Origin of the sequence: Kitasatospora sp. NPDC059408 (genome assembly GCF_042751525.1) — a bacterium.
In the GTDB taxonomy this organism is placed as follows: Bacteria; Actinomycetota; Actinomycetes; order Streptomycetales; family Streptomycetaceae; genus Kitasatospora.
This window is the reverse complement of the sequence record NZ_JBHYWI010000028.1, coordinates 1-18,701: the sequence shown is the minus strand read 5'-3', so window position 1 is coordinate 18,701 and position 18,701 is coordinate 1. Positions and strand designations below refer to the sequence as shown.

Below are 18,701 nucleotides of genomic sequence, written 5' to 3'. Positions count from 1 at the left end.
CACTGCTGTCCAGCTCTGATTCGGAAACCGAATCGGAGACTCCTCCCGGTAGCCGGCGGGCGCGGGCGCTCGCCGGTACTGCTCTGGGCACTGCACCGGCCCGGACCGAGCCGGGCCGCTCAACTCACGTGGAGTCACTTCCCGCCGGAGCCGCTGGTTATGCATCCAGCCGCAAACCAACCGGGGGGACTCGCGCCTTGAGAATCGCGCGCCGCGCCAGGTTCGTCAAGGGCCCCGCCTCCGGCGCGGACCTCGCCCTGTCCATCGATCGGAACCCCTCCGGCGTTACAGAAGCCGTGGTGGGGGCTACTCCCGATGACGGTGATCACCATACCCCCCGGCACCGACAGTGCCGAGTGAGCGATGGGCCACACCGGTGGTCCCGACCTGCGGCCGGGAACGCGAAAAGGCCGGGCCGACCACCCGCAAGGGTGATCGGCCCGGCCCGGAGCCCCCTCGGAGGGGGCCCGAGATCACTTGACGGTGACCTTGGCGCCGGCACCCTCGAGGGCGGCCTTGGCCTTCTCGGCAACGTCCTTGGCAACCTTCTCCAGGACCTTGGCACCAGCGGTGTCAACGAGGTCCTTGGCCTCCTTCAGGCCGAGGGAGGTCAGGGTGCGCACCTCCTTGATGACCTGGATCTTCTTGTCGCCGGCACCATCGAGGATGACGTCGAACTCGTCCTGCTCCTCGACGGCCTCGACGGCGGCCGGGCCACCGGCGGCGGCAACGGCGACCGGGGCGGCGGCGGTGACGTCGAACTTCTCCTCGAAGGCCTTCACGAAGGCAGCGAGCTCGATGAGGGTGAGCTCCTCGAACTGCGCGAGCAGCTCGTCCTGGGACAGCTTCGCCATGATGGCGTCCTTCCACTAAATCGGCAGGTGGTGCCGTATGTACGGGTTGGGCGGGCACGGGCCCGCAGCGAGGCGTGAGCCTGCCGAATTACTCGGCGGCGGCGTCCTCGGCGGCGGGAGCCGGCGTACCGGCACCGCCCTGCTCGACCTTGTCGCGCAGCGCGTCCACAGTGCGGACGAGCTTCGACGGCAGGGCCTGGAAGAGCGCGGCAGCCTGGGACTGCTTGGCCTTCAGGGCACCCGCCAGCTTGGCGAGCAGCACCTCGCGGGACTCGAGGTCCGCGAGCTTCTTGATCTCATCGGCGGACAGCGCCTTACCGTCAAGGACACCGCCCTTGATGATGAGAGCGGGGTTCTCCTTGGCGAAGTCACGCAGAGCCTTCGCCGACTCCACCGGGTCACCGGTGACGAAGGCGACAGCCGTCGGACCGTTGAACAGGTCGTCCAGCTCGGAGATCCCGGCCTCATTGGCCGCGATCTTGGTCAGCGTGTTCTTCACCACGGCGTACTCGGCGTTGTCGCCGAGCGAGCGACGCAGGGTCTTGACCTGCTTCACCGAGAGACCGCGGTACTCGGTCAGCAGCGCCGCGGAGGAGCCACGGAACTTGTCCGTGATCTCGGCGACGGCGGCAGCCTTGTCGGGCCTGGCCATAGGCTTACGCCTCCTTCCGTGATGTCGAAGTCCGGCCGACCGCGAAAGTCGACCATTCACACCTCGAACCGACCGGACGGAAGGAAAGCTCTTGCGGAAAATGCAATGAGCCCCGGTGCGCAGGCGCACGGGGCTCGTAGCGACCTCGACGGGCATTCGCGCGAACGCGGACCCGGAAGTCGAAGCTCCAGACACACCTGCGCGGGCTGCCTGCGCACGGGGCGCAGATCCTTCGGTCACCGGCTCCCTGACGAGAGCGTGGCGACAACCAGCGGTCTTTGGCTTCGGCAACAGTAACCGGACTCCGCCGTCCGGGGCAAATCGCCCCCGGGACGCCGGGAGCTCAGCGGGCCAGCGGGGACACCGTGCGCGTCCCGGTGTCCACGGTGTCGGTCTCGGCAGGGGCCTGGACGGAGAGCAGGGCGCCGGCGAGGTCGGTGTAGAGCACCGAGTCGTCCGCCCGGCCGGAGTCCCCGGTACCGGTGCGCTGGAGCTTGACCAGCTGGTCCTTGTCGTTCAGCCACAGGTCCAGGGTCAGCGAGAGCGAGCCGCCGGGGGCGAGCGCCGCCCGCAGCCCGTCCCGGCGGGACTGGCTCAGCTGGGTCTGGGCAGCCGCGTACTTCTCCGCGGTCGTCGTCACCTGGTAGTGCTCGACGGTCGAGTCCTCGAACTTCTCCTCGGCGACGAACCGCGGCTCCACGCCGTCCGCGGTCGCGGCGGTCAGCGCCTCGACCGGGTTCAGCAGGTCGATCAGCCCCGCGTACGGGACCTCCTTGTGGCCGTCCGGGCCCGGCGGCGTGGAGAAGCGCTCCCAGTGCTTGCCGCCCTGACGGGCCGCGGTGGCCGCGTCGCCGCCCTGGTAGGCGACGGTGTCCACGACGATCAGCTGCTCGGCGTCGGCCGGGGTGGACCGCTTGATCTGCAGCGCCGTCTTGGGCTGCCAGAACAGCGGCCCGGCGCCGGCGTCGGCCCCCAGCCGGTAGCTGACCTTGGCCCGGCGGGCGGTCTGCATGGCCAGCTCGGCGGAGAGCAGGACGCCGTGCGGCGAGCGGTCGGTCGGCTTGGCCGGCCCCGTCGGGGAGGCGCTGGTCGGGGTCGGGCTGCCGGTGGGCGTCGGCCCGGCGTCGTCGCCACCGCCGCACGCGCTCAGCCCGCTCGCCAGCAGCACGACGACCGCCACGGCCGTCAGCCGCCGCCGTCCCGCCATCGCTGTCCCCTTTCGCCCCGGTCGCCCTTCCGCCGCGGTCGCCGCCGCGGCGGCCTCGCTGTTCCGGCCACCATGCCACCCGGGCCCGGGTCAGCCCGCGGCGCCCCCTTGTCCAGCGCCGCCGGCTCGGACGGCTCCACCGTGTCGGCGGGGTCCGGAGCGGGGGCGGTCACCGGGGTGCCGTAGTCCGAGTATGTGACGGTGACCCTGAACGCGCCGTTCTTGGTGGCGCCCTGCTCGACGCGCTTGACCACGAGCCGGTCGGCCGTCCCCCCGGAGACCTTGGCCATGACCGCCTTGCCGTAGTGCAACCGGTGCCGCCCTCCCACGGCACCGACGGCCTGACCGCCGAGGCGCAGCTACATCGCGTCCCGGGTGGAGCGGTACGGGGCCGACCGGCCGCCGGTGAGGGGCGTCAGGAGCTTGCCGAGCGGGGAGCCCGATGGGCTCCCCGTGCGGTGGTCGGGCGGCTCAGCCGAGCAGCTTGAGGATGTCGGCCGGGTTGCCGAGGTCCGCCGCGGCGGGCGCCGCGATCTTCGCCGCGCTGCCGAGACCCGCGTACTTGACGGTGACGGCGTCGTGCTCGCCGTTCTTGTCGCCGAACTCCTGGAGCTGCACCAGCTGCTGCTTGGCGTCGAGCCAGAGGTCGACGGTGATGGTCTTGCCGTCCTGCTCCAGCGACTTCTGGACGGCCTGGCGCTGCTCCGGGCTGAGCCCGGTCATGCCGGCCACCATGGTGGAGGTGTCCTCCACCGAGCGGATGTGGGTGGCCTGGGTGCCCTCGACGGCCTCCTGGCCGACCTTGGTCGGCTTGTTCGCCGCGGCCAGGGTCAGCTGGACGACCGGGTTGAGCATCTGGGTCATCAGCAGGAGGCCGTCGCCCATCTCGTTGCCGGCGGGCATCTTCACCCAGTGCTTGCCGCCGAGCGCCGCGGCCTCGGCGTCCCCGCCGCCGAGGTAGACGTCGGTCCCGACCACCCGGATGCGCAGCTTCTTGGTGTCCATCTCACCGGTGAGGTCCACGGACGTCTTGCCCGGGTCCTTCCAGTCGGCGTCGCCGCTGCCGCCGGTGTGGGTGGAGCCGTCCGGGGCGACCATGGTGACCTTGCCGTTGCCGGCCTTCTGCATCACCAGCGCGGAGGCGGCCAGCGCGGCCTTCGGGTCCCCGCCCAGGGCCCCGGCGACGGCGTCGCCCGCGGCCTTGGTGTCACCGCCCTTGGTGTCGGCCGCGCTCTTGGCACTGCTGCCGCAGGCGGTCACGCCCCCCACCAGCACGGCGGCCGTGACAACGGCCGAAGCGAGACGCACAGCACGCATGGGAGTCCCCCCGTAAGATCCGAAACGATCCGCTGAAGAGCCGATTTTCGGCCCTCGCTCAGGCGGACTCTAACGGATCGCCAGAACCGGCACGCGGGGATGTCCGCGCGCCCGTCAGCCCGTCGGGGCGGGCGTTCCCTCTCCCTCCCCGGGGGCGGAGACGTCCGTCGTGGTCACCACGGTTCCACCGCTCCCCCTGGCCGTCTCGCGCAACCGCAGCAGCCGGTTGCCCGGCCCCACCCACACGTCGAACCCGATCGTGGTGACCCCGAGCCCGCGGTAGTAGGCGAGCACCCCGGCGAGCCGCTCGGCCGAGAAGTCCTTGTCCGCGCCGAAGTAGTCGGCCACCGGCGCTGCGCCCTGGTAGTGCGCGACCGTCGTCCCGGCCAGCTGCTCGGCGCCGAGCGAACCGAGCGCCCCGGCCTGGACCATCGTGTACGCCGTGCTGCCCGGAGTGCTGATCAGCCAGGTCGTCCAGCCGCCCGCGTACCCGCCGGGCGAGGCGCCCGCGCGCGGGTCCAGCGACTCGGCGCCCGTACGGTCCGCGTGCTTGGCCGCGCCGCCCTGGTAGACGAGGTCGAACTCGCCGTCGCGGCCGGTCAGCCGCCCGGTGCCCAGCTCGTCGGTGACGCTCAGGTCGGTCTCGTCCCGGTCGCCCCAGACCAGCGTGCCGCTCGCGGTGCGGCGCCCGGCCGGGCCCTCGGTCACGACGTCGATCCGGGCCCCGCCGGCGTCGTCGAGCGCCTGGGCCGCCGCGAGCACCACCTGCCTGGGCGGGACCGCCGCCGCGACGTTGCCCGGGGTACGGGCGTCCGGGACGGCCAGCAGGCTGCACCCGGTGGTGCCACCGAGCAGGAGCAGGACGGCCCCGAGGGCGGCGAGGCGGTGGGCGGACGGCAGCACGGCACACTCCGGCGGTCGACACGAGTCGGTCACATGATCCGACCGGCCGAGCGTACGACGCGCCCGACAACGCAACGACGGCGGGCCCGCACTCCCCGCGAGGGGAGTACGGGCCCGCCGTGACGGACTGCTCTGGAGCGCTGTGGCTCAGACCGCGGCCGGGTCTTCCTCGACGAGGAGGTTGCGGGTGCGGTTCGGGTCCACCTGGATGCCGGGGCCCATGGTGGTCGAGAACGCGGTCTTCTTGATGTAGCGGCCCTTGGCGGCGGACGGCTTGGCGCGGAGCACCTCGTCCAGCGCGGCGGCGTAGTTCTCGACCAGCTGCTCGTCGGTGAAGGAGGCCTTACCGATGATGAAGTGCAGGTTCGAGTGCTTGTCGACGCGGAACTCGATCTTGCCGCCCTTGATCTCGTTGACGGCCTTGGCGACGTCCGGGGTCACGGTGCCGGTCTTCGGGTTCGGCATCAGGCCACGGGGACCGAGCACGCGGCCCAGGCGGCCGACCTTGCCCATGAGGTCCGGGGTGGCGACGACGGCGTCGAAGTCGAGGCGGCCCTTGGCGACCTCGTCGATGAGCTCGTCGGAGCCGACGATGTCGGCGCCCGCAGCACGCGCGGCCTCGGCACGCTCGCCGGTCGCGAAGACCAGGACCCGAGCGGTCTTACCGGTGCCGTGCGGGAGGATCACGGTGCTGCGGACCATCTGGTCGGCCTTGCGCGGGTCGACGCCCAGACGCATGGCGACCTCGACGGTGCCGTCGAACTTGGTGGTGCTGGTCGCCTTGGCGAGGCGGACGGCCTCGAGGGGGGCGTAAAGGCGCTCGCGGTCGACCTGAGCGTCCGCGGCCTTCAGAGCCTTGCTGCGCTTCACTGCTGCTCCTGAATGGTGATTGGAGTTGTGGTATTCGACGGACCTGCGCAGGCCCTACCACAGGGACGGCTGAGCCGGTTTGTCCCTGACGGGACGGGGCTGGTCAGCCCTCGACGGTGATGCCCATCGACCGGGCGGTGCCGGCGATGATCTTCTCCGCCGCGTCCAGGTCGTTGGCGTTGAGGTCGGGCATCTTGGTCGTGGCGATCTCGCGGACCTGGGCGCTGGTGAGCTTGGCGACCTTGGTCTTGTGCGGCTCGCTGGAGCCCTTGTCGATACCGGCGGCCTTCAGGATGAGGCGCGCGGCCGGCGGCGTCTTCGTGATGAAGGTGAAGGAACGGTCGTCGTAGACCGTGATCTCCACCGGCACGATCATGCCGCGCTGCGACTCGGTCGCAGCGTTGTAGGCCTTGCAAAACTCCATGATGTTGACGCCGTGCTGGCCCAGCGCGGGGCCGACCGGCGGAGCCGGGTTGGCCGCGCCGGCGTTGATCTGGAGCTTGATAAGCCCCGTGACCTTCTTCTTCTTGGGAGGCATGTCTCTCCGGGTCCTTCCGAGAGGTGATTGCTGGTGCGTGCGGAACCGGGGCGACACCCGGTCGCCAGCACACACATCGAACCAGGCTAACGCGTCCGCGCCGCTGGACCAAAACGGATTCGGGGCGGGGCCGTCGGCCCCGCCCCGAATCCGAAGACCGTACGACTAGTTCTTCTGGATCTGGTCGAAGGACAGCTCGACCGGGGTCTCCCGGCCGAAGATCTCGACCAGGCCCTTGACCTTCTTCGAGTCGGGGTTGATCTCGTTGATGGTCGCCTGGAGGGTCGCGAACGGGCCGTCGGTGACGGTGACCGAGTCGCCGACCTCGAAGTCCAGGACCTGGATCTCGCTGGGCTTGACCGGCGAGGGCTTGCCGGCCTCCTTGGCCGCCTGGCGCTCGACGTCCGGGGCGAGCATCTTGACGACCTCGTCCAGGGTCAGCGGGTACGGGTCGTAGGCGTTGCCCACGAAGCCGGTGACACCGGGGGTGTTGCGCACGACGCCCCAGGACTCGGGGGTGAGGTCCATGCGCACCAGGACGTAGCCGGGGAGCTTGTTCTGGCGGATGGTCTTGCGGTCGCCGTTCTTGATCTGGACGACCTCCTCCTGCGGCACCTCGGCCTGGAAGATGTACTCCTCGACGTTCAGCGAGACGGCGCGCTGCTCCAGGTTCTGCTTCACCCGGTTCTCGTAGCCGGCGTAGGTGTGGATCACGTACCACTCGCCGGGCATGAAGCGCAGGTCCTCGCGGAACTTGGCGACCGGGTCGACCTCGACGGCCTCCTCGACCTCGGCGGCCTCCTCCTCGGCCTCCTCGACCTCGGCGGCGGGCTCCTCGACGGTCTCCACGTGCAGCGCGGCCTCCTCGGCGGGCTCGCCGGCCTCGGCCTCGTCGAACGCCTCGACCTCGTCCTCGTCGCCGTCCACGGCGTCCACGATCTGCTCGGCGGACGCTGCGTCGTCAGCCTGCTCGGCCGCGTCCAGCTCGGCGGCGACATCCGCCTCGCGGACGGTCTCGTCGGCGTCGTACAGGGGGGACTCAGACACGGTGGCTGCTTCTTTCCTGGAGATGGTGAAGGTGGCGCGCTCCGCTACGGCCGCCCGCGCGCCCCGCTCGCGCGGGCGCCAGGTGGATGTCCGGAGACTTCAACAGTACCGAGTCAACGGTAGCGGCCGTGTACGTGCGGCGCAGACAGCTCGACCCGGGCCGAAGTATCGGCCCGGGTCGGGAAGCTTTTCGAAGGCGGTCGGCTCGGTCAGCCGAAGACCAGCAGGCTGAGCTTGGAGAAGCCGTAGTCCAGACCGGCCACCAGGGCCATCATGACCACGACGAAGGTGACCACGACGGTGGTGTAGCTGGTGAGCTCGCCGCGGGTGGGCCAGACGACCTTGCGCAGCTCGGCGATGATCTGGCGGTAGAACAGGCCGATCCGGGCGAACAGGCCCTTCTTGGCCCGCTTGCCGGACTTGTCGCCCGAACGCTTGGCGCGCTTGCGGTCGCGGCGCGAGAGCGCCTTCTCCTCGCCCTCGGCGGGCGCGTTCTCGGCAGCGCCGTCGGCACCCTCGGGGTTGCCGCTCTCAGGCGTTGCGGTGGAGCCCGTGGTCTCCGTCACTCGTCCTCACCTGAATCCGGGTCCTGCCGAGCATCACCTGCGCACCCGGTCGGGCACGTGCTAGCCGGCTAAAGCGGTGCTGATCGGTGCCCTCTCCGCATCAAGCCCGCTCGCTCTGTGGAGCGAACGGGCTGAATACGGGTCAAGCAGCAGGGCAAGAGGGACTTGAACCCCCAACCGCCGGTTTTGGAGACCGGTGCTCTACCAATTGAGCTATTGCCCTACGGTGCCTCGCGGCTCCGGTAGCGACCAACCTACCGCATCTCCCGCCGCTGTCTGCACATGCGGTGAAAGCTCCGGTTGTTTTCGGTGGCCGTCGAGCAGTGAGTGTACGTGGTCCGGGGCTGTTTGGTCGAACCTCTTCTCGCCGGAGCACCGGTCGCCCGGCTTATGTCCGGCATGCCCGCATGATCACCGTCCGATCATCCGCGGCCGCGATTCGGACGGGCCCGTACGGATGGTGAAACCGCGCTGCCCGGTCCGTCCCGGTTCTGCGACGATGCAGGCATGAGCGCTTCCACCCCGCAGCCCGACCCCTCCATCCGCCCCGCCGACCGCCGGGTCTCCGCCCGGATCGGCGCGATCGCCGAGTCCGCGACCCTCGCCGTGGACGCCAAGGCCAAGGCCCTCAAGGCGGCCGGCCGCCCGGTGATCGGCTTCGGCGCCGGCGAGCCCGACTTCCCCACCCCGGACTACATCGTCGAGGCGGCCGTCGAGGCCTGCCGCGACCCGAAGAACCACCGCTACACCCCGGCCGGCGGCCTGCCCGAGCTGAAGGAAGCGATCGTCGCCAAGACCCTGCGCGACTCGGGCTACGCGGTGGACGCCTCGCAGGTGCTCGTGACCAACGGCGGCAAGCAGGCGATCTACGAGGCGTTCGCGGCGATCCTGGACCCGGGCGACGAGGTCATCGTCCCGGCCCCGTACTGGACCACCTACCCGGAGTCGATCCAGCTGGCCGGCGGTGTCCCGGTCGAGGTGATCGCCGACGAGACCACGGGCTACAAGGTCTCGGTCGAGCAGCTGGAGGCCGCCCGCACCGAGAACACCAAGGTGGTGCTCTTCGTCTCGCCGTCCAACCCGACCGGCGCGGTGTACACCCGGGCCGAGGCCGAGGAGATCGGCCGCTGGGCGCTGGAGCACGGCCTGTGGGTGCTCACCGACGAGATCTACGAGCACCTCGTCTACGGCGACGCGGCCTTCACCTCGCTGCCGGCCCTGCTGCCCGGCCTGGCCGACAAGTGCATCGTCGTCAACGGCGTCGCCAAGACCTACGCGATGACCGGCTGGCGGGTGGGCTGGGTGATCGGCCCGAAGGACGTCATCAAGGCCGCGACCAACCTGCAGTCGCACGCCACCTCGAACGTCTCCAACGTCGCCCAGCGCGCCGCGATCGCCGCCGTCAGCGGCGACCTCTCGGCCGTGCACGAGATGCGCACCGCGTTCGACCGCCGGCGCAAGACCATCGTGAAGATGCTCAACGAGATCGAGGGCGTCGTCTGCCCCGAGCCCGAGGGCGCGTTCTACGCCTACCCGTCCGTCAAGGGCCTGCTCGGCAAGGAGATCCGCGGCAAGCGCCCGCAGACCTCCGGCGAGCTGGCGAGCCTGATCCTGGACGAGGTCGAGGTCGCCGCCGTCCCGGGCGAGGCCTTCGGCACCCCCGGCTACCTGCGCTTCTCCTACGCGCTCGGCGACGCCGACCTGGTCGAGGGCATCGGCCGGATCCAGCAGCTGCTCGGCGAGGCCCGCGACTGACGACCGGCCGACGCCCGGCCGACGGCCGTCGTCGACCCGACGCGCCGGGTTCACCGGCGGACCGCCCTCCTTTCACCCCATCGGGGGATGAAGGGAGGGCGGTTCCCGTTCGGGGGCCCGATAGGGCAGGATCGGCAAATGGAACGCCTGTTGAATCCGCGAGACGTCAGGGGCCTCCCGAAGGCCCACCTGCACCTGCACTTCACCGGCTCGATGCGTCCGGCCACCCTGCTGGAACTGGCCGACAAACACGGCGTCCGGCTGCCGGAGGCGCTCAGCTCCGGCGAGCCGCCCAGGCTGCGGGCGACCGACGAACGCGGCTGGTTCCGCTTCCAGCGCCTCTACGACACCGCGCGCTCGGTGCTCCGGGACGAGGCCGACATCCGCCGGCTGGTCCTGGAGACCGCGCAGGACGAGCGGCGGGACGGCTCCCGCTGGCTGGAGATCCAGGTCGACCCGACCTCGTACGCCCCCCGGCTGGGCGGGCTGATCCCCGCGCTGGAACTCATCCTCGACGCCGTCGAGCAGGCCGCCGCGGCCACCGGCGTGGGCATCCGGGTGCTGGTCGCGGCGAACCGGATGAAGTCCCCCATGGACGCCCGGACCCTGGCCCGGCTCGCCGTCCGCTACGCCGACCACGGCGTGGTCGGCTTCGGCCTCTCCAACGACGAGCGCCGCGGCCTGGCCCGGGACTTCGACCGGGCCTTCGCGATCGCCCGCCGGGGCGGGCTGCTGGCCGCCCCGCACGGCGGCGAGCTGGCCGGCCCGGAGTCCGTCCGGGACTGCCTGGACGACCTGGGCGCGGGCCGGATCGGCCACGGCGTGCGGGCCGCCGAGGACCCGCGGCTGATGGAGCGGCTGGCCGCCCGGCAGGTCACCTGCGAGGTCTGCCCGTCGTCCAACGTCTCGCTGGGCGTCTACGAGCACCCGGACGAGGTCCCGCTGCGCAAGCTGTTCGACGCCGGGGTGCCGCTCGCGCTCGGCGCGGACGACCCGCTGCTGTTCGGCAGCCGGCTGGCCGCCCAGTACGACCTGGCCCGCGACGTGCTGGGCTTCACCGACGCCGAACTCGCCGAGCTGGCCCGCCAGTCCGTCCGCGGCTCGTGCGCGCCGGAGGCCGTCCGCAAGGAGCTCCTGGCGGACATCGACGCCTGGCTGGCCGACGGGCACGGCCCCGTGGACGGGTCCTAGAGCCGCACGCCCACCATCACCGGCTCGTTGACGAGCTCCACCCCGAAGGCCGCCCGCACGCCGTCCCGGATCTCCCGGGCGAGCGCGAGCAGGTCCTCGGCGGTGGCGGAGCCGCGGTTGGTCAGGGCCAGGGTGTGCTTGGTGGAGAGCGTGGCCGGACCGCTGCCGTAGCCCTTGCCGAAGCCGGCCTTGTCGATCAGCCACGCGGCCGAGGTCTTGGTGCAGCCCTCCGGCGCCGGGTAGGCGGGGGCGTTCTCGGTGCCCGGACGGGTGCGGAAGGACTCGTACTGCGCGGCCGTGAGCACCGGGTTGGTGAAGAAGGAGCCGGCCGACCAGGTGTCATGGTCCGCCGGGTCCAGGACCATGCCCTTGCCGGCGCGCAGCCCGAGCACCGCGTCGTGGGCCTTCTCCAGCGGCACCCGCTCGCCCTGCTCGACGCCGAAGTGCTTCGCCACCTCGGCGTACTTCACCGGGCTGGAGAGGCCGTCGTGGTCCGCGAGGGCGAAGCGCACCCGCAGCACGACGTAGCGGTCCGGCTCCGCCTTGAAGCGGCTGTGCCGGTAGGAGAACCCGCACGCGTCGTTCGCCAGCGTGACGACCTCGTCGGCGGTGCGGTCGTACGCGACGACCTCGGTGATCGTCTGCGCGACCTCCTGGCCGTACGCGCCGACGTTCTGCACGGGCGTGGCACCGGCCGAGCCGGGGATGCCGGCCAGGAACTCGATGCCCGCCAGGCCGTGGTCGAGGACGGTCCGCTCGACCGCCGCCGACCAGACCTCGCCGGCCGCCAGCTCCAGGACCGTCCCGTCCAGCGCGAAGCCGGTGGTGGCGATCCGCAGCACCGTGCCGGGGAAGCCGGCGTCGCCGATCACCAGGTTCGAGCCGCCGCCGATCACCAGCAGCGGCTCGCCCGCCGCGTCGGCCTCACGGACGGCGGCGACGACCTCGTCGTCGGTGTGCGCGGTGACCAGCCTGCGGGCCGGCCCGCCGAGCCGGAGCGTGGTCAGCGGGGCAAGGGGGGCGTCGTTTTCTACCAGCACGCCCCCCAGCGTACGGGTGGGAGGAGCACCGCCCGGCACCCCTTCCACCCGGTACGGGTCCTAGCCGAGGCGGACGACGGCCCGGGACATGCCGAGGACCTTCTGGCCGCCGAAGGTGGCGACGAGGTCGACCTGGACCCTGCGGTCGTCGAGGAGCTTGGCGACCTTGCCGGAGACCTCGATCACCGAGCCGACGCCGTCGTTTGGGACGGGGACCGGGCGGGTGAAGCGGACGCCGTACTCGACCACGGCCGCCGGGTCGCCGACCCAGTCGGTGACCACCCGGATCGCCTCGGCCATGGTGAACATGCCGTGGGCGATGACGTCGGGCAGGCCGACCTCCAGCGCGAACTTCTCGTTCCAGTGGATCGGGTTGAAGTCGCCGGAGGCGCCCGCGTAGCGCACCAGGGTGTCGCGCGTCACGGGGAAGGACTGCGCCGGCAGCTCGGTGCCGACCTCGACCTCGTCGTAGCTGATCGCCATCGGGCTCACTCCCCCGCCTCGTCGGCGGCCCGGGCCACCAGGGTCATGACCGACGTCACCACGTGCTCGCCGGTCGCGTCCGTCACCTCGCCGCGGACGGTGAGCACGTCGTTGCCCGCCAGCGACTTGATGTTGTCGATGGTCACGTCGACCGACAGCCGGTCGCCGGCCCGCACCGGGCGGGTGTAGGCGAACTTCTGGTCGCCGTGCACCACCCGGGTGAAGTCCAGGCCCAGCTCCGGGTCCTCGACCACCTGGGCCGCGGCCCGGTAGGTGATCAGGAAGGGGAACGTCGGCGGGGCGATCACGTCGGGGTGGCCGAGCGCCTTGGCCGCCTCGGGGTCGGTGTAGGCCGGGTTGTGGTCACCGACGGCGACGGCGAACTCACGGATCTTCTCGCGACCGACCTCGTAGGGCTCGGTCGGCGGATAGGTCCGCCCGATGAAGGAGGGATCGAGCGCCATGGCGGCAACTCCTCGAGGACGCGGTGGATACGAAGCGGTGGGTACGAAAAAACTCCGGGCCGCAACCCAGTGAGGGATGCGGCCCGGAGTATGAGACCTGGATTCACACAGGCCCGATGCCCTACGGGAGGGTCAGCGGGTCTCGCGGTGCGCGGTGTGCGAGTTGCAGCGGGGGCAGTGCTTCTTCATCTCAAGACGGTCCGGGTCGTTACGCCGGTTCTTCTTGGTGATGTAGTTCCGCTCCTTGCACTCCACGCAGGCCAGCGTGATCTTCGGGCGGACATCGGTGGCAGCCACGGGAGTGCCTTCCTTGGACAACGAATAAGAACACAACAAGAGTAGCCGACCGGGAGTGCGATCTCCCGACCGACTACGCGGGGTAGCGGTGACCGGACTTGAACCGGTGACACAGCGATTATGAGCCGCTTGCTCTACCAACTGAGCTACACCGCCACAGTGATCCGCAGCACAGCCGAAGCTGACTGCTTTTCACCAGAGCCCCCATGCGGAATCGAACCGCAGACCTTCTCCTTACCATGGAGACGCTCTACCGACTGAGCTATAGGGGCGAACGAGGAAGAGATTACACGTTCCGCGCCCAGAGGTGAAATCCGTATCCGGCCGCGAAGACCGCAGGTGGGCGCGGTGCACGGACGAACGATCCAAGGCACCGCGTTCGAGCGGCCTGCGAGCCGCGCGGCCCGACCCGATACGACTAATGCCCGCCTCCCGGCGCCCCGCCCCCCGGCCCCATAGGCTCGACCCTCATTGATCGGGACGGCCTGCCACCCGACGGGCCCCAGCGCGAGAAGGAGCCGGCGATGGACAGCGCAGCCGCCGACGGGCCGCACCAGGGGCCCGGCCCGGCGGCCAACCCGCTCGGGCACGGCCCGGTCCTCCTGCTCACCGGCGCCCGGCTGGCCGACGGGCGGGTGGTGGACGTCCGGATCAGCGGCGACCGGATCCAGGCCGTCGGCACCGTGGGCAGCCTCGGCCCGCTGCCCGCCATGCCGGGCACGCCCACCGTCACCACCGGCGCCAAGATCGACCTCAAGGGCTACCTGCTGCTGCCCGCCCCCGTCGAGGCGCACGCCCACTACGACGTCGCCTTCTCCGCCGCACTGCCCACCCCGCCGCCCGAGACGCCCGCCGACCTCACCCGGCGGATCACCGAGGCCGCGCTCACCTCGCTCGGCTACGGCGCCACCGCCCAGCGCACCCACGTCCGGATCGGCGACGTGCACGGGCTGGGCCGGCTGGAGGCGGTGCTCACCGCCCGGCAGGCGCTGCGCGGGCTGGCCGAGCTCCAGGCGGTGGCGATGCCCCGACTCCTGACCGGCCGGGCCGGGGCGGACGGCCGGGCGCAGCTGCGCGACGCGCTCAAGCTGGGCGCCACCGCGGCCGGCGGCTGCCCGGAGCTGGACCCGGACCCGGCCGGGTACGTGCAGGTGCTGCTGGAGGCCGCCCGCGAGGCGGACTGCCCGGTGGACCTCCACACGACCGCCGCCGATCCGGCCCAACTCGCCCGCTTGGTCAGCGCGTTGGCTCCGCTGCAGCCGCGCGTGACGCTCGGCCCGTGCGGGTCGCTGGCCCGCGGCGCGGCGACGGTGCTGGCCACCGCGGGGGTGCGGGTGGTGTGCCTGCCGCAGAACGGCGGCTGCTCCGGTCTCGAAGGCCCGCCGACGGGCCTGCGCCCCGGCCTGCTCAGGGAGTTGACGGAGGCCCGGGTCGAGCTGTCGGCGGGCAGCGGCACGCTGCGGGACCAGTCGAACCCGGTCGGCCGGGCGGATCCGCTGGAGGCCGCGTACCTGCTGGCGGCGAGCGGGGCACTGGGCCCGGACGAGGCGTACGACGCGGTGGCGAACCGGGCCCGGGCGGCGCTCGGACTGCCGCCGGTGCGGGTGGACGCCGGGTTCCCGGCGGAGCTCCTGGCGGTGCGCGGGGACAGCCTGGCCGGGGCGCTCGCGGGCGGGCACAGCCGGCTGGTGGTGCACAGCGGGCGGGTGGTCAGCCGGACGAGCGCCGTACGGGAGTTCGCGGACACCGTGGCACTGGCGCTGCCGCGACAGTCGGGGAGCAGCGGCGGGGGCTGAGTCCCGTCCCCCGATAGGCGCAGGGCCGGAAAAGGCGTAGGGGCGCGCAATGGACAGTTGCGCGCCCCTCCCCCACCTGCTGGCCGCCTTGCGGCGGCGGGAGCGGGCCCCTGCCTCCCCCACATTGGAGCCGGCGCCCGCTCGGACAGCACTGACGCTACGCCCGCGGACGACCGCTCCCGACCGGCCTTGACGCCCTCCTGTCGGTGAACCGGTGCCTCTTGACGGGCCTTTGACGGCTTGACGGTCCTTTGACGACGCGGCCGGCCCGTCAGGGCTCGTAGCGGTACCCGATGCCCGGTTCGGTGATCAGGTGCCGCGGCCGGGCCGGGTCCCGCTCCAGCTTGCGGCGCAGCCCGGCCAGGTAGACCCGCAGGTAGTTGCCGCGCTCCTCCTGGGCCGGCCCCCACACCTCGCGCAGGATCTGCCGTCCGGGCACGAGCCGGCCCGGGTTGGCGAGCAGCAGGGCGAGGATGCGCCACTCCGTCGGGGTGAGCCGCACCGGGCCGGACGGGCCGGTGACGGTGGTGGCGGCGAGGTCCACGATGTGGTCGCCGATGACCGGCTGGAGCAGCGGGAGGCCGCCTAAGGGCCGGCGCAGCACCGCGCGCAGCCGGGCCAGCAGCTCCTCCATCTGGAAGGGCTTGGTGAGGTAGTCGTCGGCGCCGGCGTCGAGGGCGCCCACCTTGTCGGCGGCGCCGGAGCGGCCGGACAGCACGATGATCGGCATCGCGCTGTGGCTGCGCAGGCCGCGCAGGACGTCCATGCCGTCGACGTCCGGCAGGCCGAGGTCGAGCAGGACGGCGTCCGGGCTGGTGCGGGCGGCGCGGTCGAGCGCCTCACCGCCGCTGGCGGCCGTCCGGACGGCGTAGTGCCGGGCGCTGAGGTTGATCCGCAACGTCCGCAGTAGAGCGGGTTCGTCGTCGACGATCAGAATTTCACTCATGCGGCCACCTCGCTTCGCTCGGCGGTCGCTTCGCGAAACACGCACCTCTCGATGATTCGTTCGCTTCGCTCACTCATGTTCAGGCTCCTCCCGGGTGGCGGCTGCGGGCAGGGTGAGCAGCATGGTGGTGCCGCCCCCGGGGGTGTCCTCGACCTCCAGGCTGCCGCCCATGGCTTCGGCGAGGCCGCGCGAGAGGGCGAGGCCGAGGCCGACGCCGGTCGTGTTGTCGGTGTCGCCGAGGCGCTGGAACGGCAGGAAGACCCGGTCCCGGTCCTCGGGGGCGATGCCGGGCCCGCGGTCGATCACCCGGATCTCGACCTGGTCGGCGTGGTGGCTGGCGGTGACCAGGACGGGCGCGCCGGGCGCGTTGTGGCGCAGCGCGTTGGTGATCACGTTGGCGAGGACGCGCTCCAGCAGCGGCGGGTCGGCGAGCACCGGCGGGGCGGTGTCGAGGTCGAGCGGCTGGACCGGCGCGTACGGGTCGGGGAGGCTGTCCAGCGCCCGGGGCAGGATCTCGTCGAGGTGGGTCTCGGTGAGGTGCAGGGTGAGGGCGCCGGCCTGGAGGCGGCTCATGTCGAGCAGGTTGTCGACCAGGCGGGTGAGCTTGACCAGCGACTCGTCGGCGGTGGCGAGGAGTTCGGCCTGGTCCTCGGGCGAGAACTCGACGTCGGGGCTGCGCAGCGAGCCGACCGAGGCGAGCGCGGCGGCCAGCGGGGTGCGCAGGTCGTGGCTGACGGCGGCGAGCAGGGCGGTGCGCATCCGGTCGGCGGCCTTGATCGGCTCGACCTCGGCGGCGACGACGGCCAGCCGGTCGCGCTCCAGGGCGGCGGCGACGTGGGCGGCGAAGGCGGTGAGGACGCGCTGGTCGGCGGCGGGCAGCCGGCGGCCGGTGAGGACCAGGACGGCGTCGGTGCCGACCGGCACCTCGGTGGTCTCCCCGCCCGGCTCGCCCGGGTGTTCGGCCTCGGAGTGGGCCAGCACCTCGCCGCCGGTGCGGGAGAGCAGGGCGACGGCGTCCATGCCGAAGGCCGTCCGGGACTTCTCCAGCAGCGCGGGCAGCGCGTCGGCGCCGCGCAGCACGCTGCCCGCCAGGGTGGAGAGGGTCTCGGCCTCGGCGGTGGCGCGGGCGGCCCGGCTGGTGAGCCGGCCGGCGTGGTCGACGACGGTGGAGACGGCCAGCGCGACGGCGGCGAAGACCACCAGGGCGACGATGTTGTTCGTCTCGGTGATGGTCAGGGTGTGGACGGGCGGGATGAAGAAGTAGTTGAGCAGCACCGAGGCGATGACGGCGGCCAGCAGCGCCGAGGTGGCGCCGCCGAGCAGGGCGACGATGACCACGCCGAGCTGGAAGATCAGCGCGTCGGTGGTGAGGTTCACGCTGTGGTGCGCCTGGGAGAGGATCCCGGTCAGGATCCAGGGCACCACGAAGCCGGCCGCGTAGCCGGCGATGGTGCGGCGCTTGGAGTGGCGCCGGCCGAGCGAGGGCAGCCGGCCGCGGCGGGTGAACTCGTGGGTGACCATGTGGACGTCGATGTCCTCGGACGCGTCCACGGTGGTCTCGCCGATGCCGGGGCCGGTGAGGAAACGGCTGATCCGGCCGCGGCGGCTGGTGCCGAGGACCAGCTGGGTGGCGTCGTGGGCGCGGGCGAAGGCCAGCAGCGCGGTGGGGATGTCGTCGCCGACCACCACGTGGTAGCTGCCGCCGAGGGTCTCGACCAGCTGCCGTTGCTGGGCGAGCGCGCCGGAGGAGGCGCCGGCCAGGCCGTCGCTCCTGGTCACGTGGACGGCGAGGAGGTCGCCCCCGGCGGTGCGGTCGGCGATCCGGGCGGCGCGGCGGATGATCGTCTCGCCCTCGGGGCCGCCGGTGAGGGCGACCACGACGCGTTCGCGGGTCTCCCAGACGCGGTCGATGTTGTGGTTGGCCCGGTAGTCGCGCAGGCCCTCGTCGACCCGCCCGGCGACCCACAGCAGGGCGAGTTCGCGCAGGGCGGTGAGGTTGCCGACCCGGAAGTAGTTGGAGAGCGCGGCGTCCACCTTCTCCGCCTTGTAGACGTTGCCGTGGGCCATGCGGCGGCGCAGCGCCTGCGGGGCCATGTCGACGAGTTCGATCTGGTCGGCCCGGCGGACCACCTCGTCCGGGACGGTCTCCCGCTGCGGGATCCCGGTGATCTTCTGGACGACGTCGTTCAGCGATTCCAGGTGCTGGATGTTGACGGTGCTGATGACGTCGATGCCGGCGGCGAGCAGGTCCTCGACGTCCTGCCAGCGCTTGGCGTTGCGGCCGCCGGGGATGTTGGTGTGCGCGAGCTCGTCGACGAGGACGACGGACGGGCGGCGGGCGAGCACGCCGTCGAGGTCCATCTCCTCGAACTCGGCTTCCCGGTAGGAGCGGTGGACCCGCGGCAGGACCTCCAGGCCGGCCAGCATGCCCTCGGTGTGCCGGCGGCCGTGGCACTCGATGTACCCGACCACGACGTCGGCGCCGCGCTCCTGTCTGCGCCGCGCCTCGTCCAGCATCCGGTAGGTCTTGCCGACCCCGGGGGCGGAACCCAGGTACACCCGCAGCCGGCCGCTGCGGGTGCCGGTGCCGGGCGTGAGGTCGCGGGCCATGGGCGCTGCTCTTTCGTGTCCTGCGGGGCGGCCTGCCAGGGCGGCCCCGCACCGGGGTCGGGGTGTACGGCGGCCGACCCGGGCGGGGGTACGGCAGCGCGATCTGGCGGAGGGCCAGGCCACGGGGTGCGAGGGCCGAGATCTCCCAGAGGCGCAGGCCCACGT

General features: G+C 72.0%; 19 protein-coding genes and 3 tRNA genes. 3 read left to right on the top strand and 19 right to left on the bottom strand.

Features of this window, described 5'->3' with window-relative positions; genetic code table 11:
* Nucleotides 1-473 precede the first annotated feature (473 nt).
* The 11 genes from rplL to ACFXDE_RS19965 all read right to left on the bottom strand — a co-directional run bounded on the left by rplL (nt 474) and on the right by ACFXDE_RS19965 (nt 8,177).
* Nucleotides 474-854 (bottom strand): 50S ribosomal protein L7/L12, encoded by a 381-nt coding sequence (gene rplL, locus ACFXDE_RS20015; protein WP_363648534.1) that lies wholly within the window; start codon nt 852-854, stop codon nt 474-476.
* Nucleotides 855-942: 88 nt separating this feature from the next.
* A complete protein-coding gene (rplJ, locus tag ACFXDE_RS20010; RefSeq protein ID WP_350503606.1) occupies nt 943-1,506 on the bottom strand; it encodes a 50S ribosomal protein L10 in 564 nt (187 codons plus the stop codon).
* Nucleotides 1,507-1,849: 343 nt separating this feature from the next.
* Nucleotides 1,850-2,713, bottom strand: coding sequence for a hypothetical protein (locus tag ACFXDE_RS20005; RefSeq protein WP_380496012.1), 864 nt, complete (start codon nt 2,711-2,713; stop codon nt 1,850-1,852).
* On the bottom strand, nt 2,692-3,024 hold the full coding sequence (locus tag ACFXDE_RS20000) for a hypothetical protein (protein WP_380496010.1): 333 nt from the start codon (nt 3,022-3,024) through the stop codon (nt 2,692-2,694). The genes ACFXDE_RS20005 and ACFXDE_RS20000 overlap by 22 nt, the downstream gene beginning before the upstream one ends.
* 160 nt (nt 3,025-3,184) lie before the next feature.
* A complete protein-coding gene (locus tag ACFXDE_RS19995) occupies nt 3,185-4,021 on the bottom strand; it encodes a hypothetical protein (RefSeq protein ID WP_380496008.1) in 837 nt (278 codons plus the stop codon).
* A gap of 123 nt (nt 4,022-4,144) precedes the next feature.
* Entirely contained in the window at nt 4,145-4,933 is a 789-nt protein-coding gene (locus ACFXDE_RS19990; protein ID WP_380435851.1) for a hypothetical protein, read from the bottom strand.
* 147 nt (nt 4,934-5,080) lie between these two features.
* Nucleotides 5,081-5,803, bottom strand: a complete 723-nt coding sequence (gene rplA, locus ACFXDE_RS19985) for a 50S ribosomal protein L1 (protein WP_360342401.1) — start codon at nt 5,801-5,803, stop codon at nt 5,081-5,083.
* Between the two features lie 103 nt (nt 5,804-5,906).
* A complete protein-coding gene (gene rplK, locus ACFXDE_RS19980) occupies nt 5,907-6,341 on the bottom strand; it encodes a 50S ribosomal protein L11 (RefSeq protein WP_350511356.1) in 435 nt (144 codons plus the stop codon).
* 165 nt (nt 6,342-6,506) lie between these two features.
* Nucleotides 6,507-7,388, bottom strand: coding sequence for a transcription termination/antitermination protein NusG (gene nusG, locus ACFXDE_RS19975; protein ID WP_380496005.1), 882 nt, complete (start codon nt 7,386-7,388; stop codon nt 6,507-6,509).
* Between the two features lie 209 nt (nt 7,389-7,597).
* Nucleotides 7,598-7,954, bottom strand: coding sequence for a preprotein translocase subunit SecE (gene secE / locus ACFXDE_RS19970; protein WP_359962165.1), 357 nt, complete (start codon nt 7,952-7,954; stop codon nt 7,598-7,600).
* Nucleotides 7,955-8,104: 150 nt separating this feature from the next.
* Nucleotides 8,105-8,177, bottom strand: a tRNA-Trp gene (locus tag ACFXDE_RS19965).
* 284 nt (nt 8,178-8,461) lie between these two features.
* Here ACFXDE_RS19965 and ACFXDE_RS19960 point away from each other — a divergent pair.
* Together ACFXDE_RS19960 and ACFXDE_RS19955 are read left to right on the top strand one after the other, a co-directional pair.
* On the top strand, nt 8,462-9,709 hold the full coding sequence (locus ACFXDE_RS19960) for a pyridoxal phosphate-dependent aminotransferase (protein ID WP_380435846.1): 1,248 nt from the start codon (nt 8,462-8,464) through the stop codon (nt 9,707-9,709).
* A gap of 138 nt (nt 9,710-9,847) precedes the next feature.
* On the top strand, nt 9,848-10,900 hold the full coding sequence (locus tag ACFXDE_RS19955; RefSeq protein ID WP_380435844.1) for an adenosine deaminase: 1,053 nt from the start codon (nt 9,848-9,850) through the stop codon (nt 10,898-10,900).
* On the opposite strand, the gene ACFXDE_RS19950 is transcribed toward ACFXDE_RS19955, so the two are convergent.
* The 6 genes from ACFXDE_RS19950 to ACFXDE_RS19925 form a co-directional block, all read right to left on the bottom strand.
* On the bottom strand, nt 10,897-11,940 hold the full coding sequence (locus ACFXDE_RS19950; RefSeq protein WP_380496002.1) for a UDP-N-acetylmuramate dehydrogenase: 1,044 nt from the start codon (nt 11,938-11,940) through the stop codon (nt 10,897-10,899). The genes ACFXDE_RS19955 and ACFXDE_RS19950 overlap by 4 nt on opposite strands.
* Nucleotides 11,941-12,000: 60 nt before the next feature.
* Entirely contained in the window at nt 12,001-12,423 is a 423-nt protein-coding gene (locus tag ACFXDE_RS19945) for a MaoC family dehydratase (RefSeq protein ID WP_380435840.1), read from the bottom strand.
* 5 nt (nt 12,424-12,428) lie between these two features.
* Nucleotides 12,429-12,887 (bottom strand): MaoC family dehydratase N-terminal domain-containing protein, encoded by a 459-nt coding sequence (locus ACFXDE_RS19940; protein ID WP_359962150.1) that lies wholly within the window; start codon nt 12,885-12,887, stop codon nt 12,429-12,431.
* Nucleotides 12,888-13,019: 132 nt separating this feature from the next.
* Nucleotides 13,020-13,184, bottom strand: coding sequence for a 50S ribosomal protein L33 (rpmG, locus tag ACFXDE_RS19935; protein WP_006604855.1), 165 nt, complete (start codon nt 13,182-13,184; stop codon nt 13,020-13,022).
* Nucleotides 13,185-13,267: 83 nt separating this feature from the next.
* A tRNA-Met gene (locus tag ACFXDE_RS19930) sits at nt 13,268-13,340 on the bottom strand.
* Nucleotides 13,341-13,383: 43 nt separating this feature from the next.
* Nucleotides 13,384-13,456: transfer RNA gene (locus ACFXDE_RS19925), tRNA-Thr, on the bottom strand.
* A gap of 252 nt (nt 13,457-13,708) precedes the next feature.
* On the opposite strand from ACFXDE_RS19925, the gene ACFXDE_RS19920 reads away from it, so the two are divergent.
* Complete coding sequence (locus ACFXDE_RS19920) at nt 13,709-14,980, top strand: hydrolase (RefSeq protein ID WP_380496000.1); 1,272 nt, start codon at nt 13,709-13,711, stop codon at nt 14,978-14,980.
* 271 nt (nt 14,981-15,251) lie between these two features.
* Here the strand turns inward: ACFXDE_RS19920 and ACFXDE_RS19915 are convergent, their stop codons facing one another.
* Both ACFXDE_RS19915 and ACFXDE_RS19910 read right to left on the bottom strand, forming a co-directional pair.
* Nucleotides 15,252-15,926, bottom strand: a complete 675-nt coding sequence (locus tag ACFXDE_RS19915; RefSeq protein WP_380495998.1) for a response regulator — start codon at nt 15,924-15,926, stop codon at nt 15,252-15,254.
* A 69-nt stretch (nt 15,927-15,995) separates the two neighbouring features.
* Nucleotides 15,996-18,536 carry an ATP-binding protein gene (locus ACFXDE_RS19910; protein ID WP_380435834.1) on the bottom strand — a complete coding sequence of 847 codons (2,541 nt, stop codon included), beginning with the start codon at nt 18,534-18,536 and terminating at the stop codon, nt 15,996-15,998.
* Between the last annotated feature and the right edge of the window lie 165 nt (nt 18,537-18,701).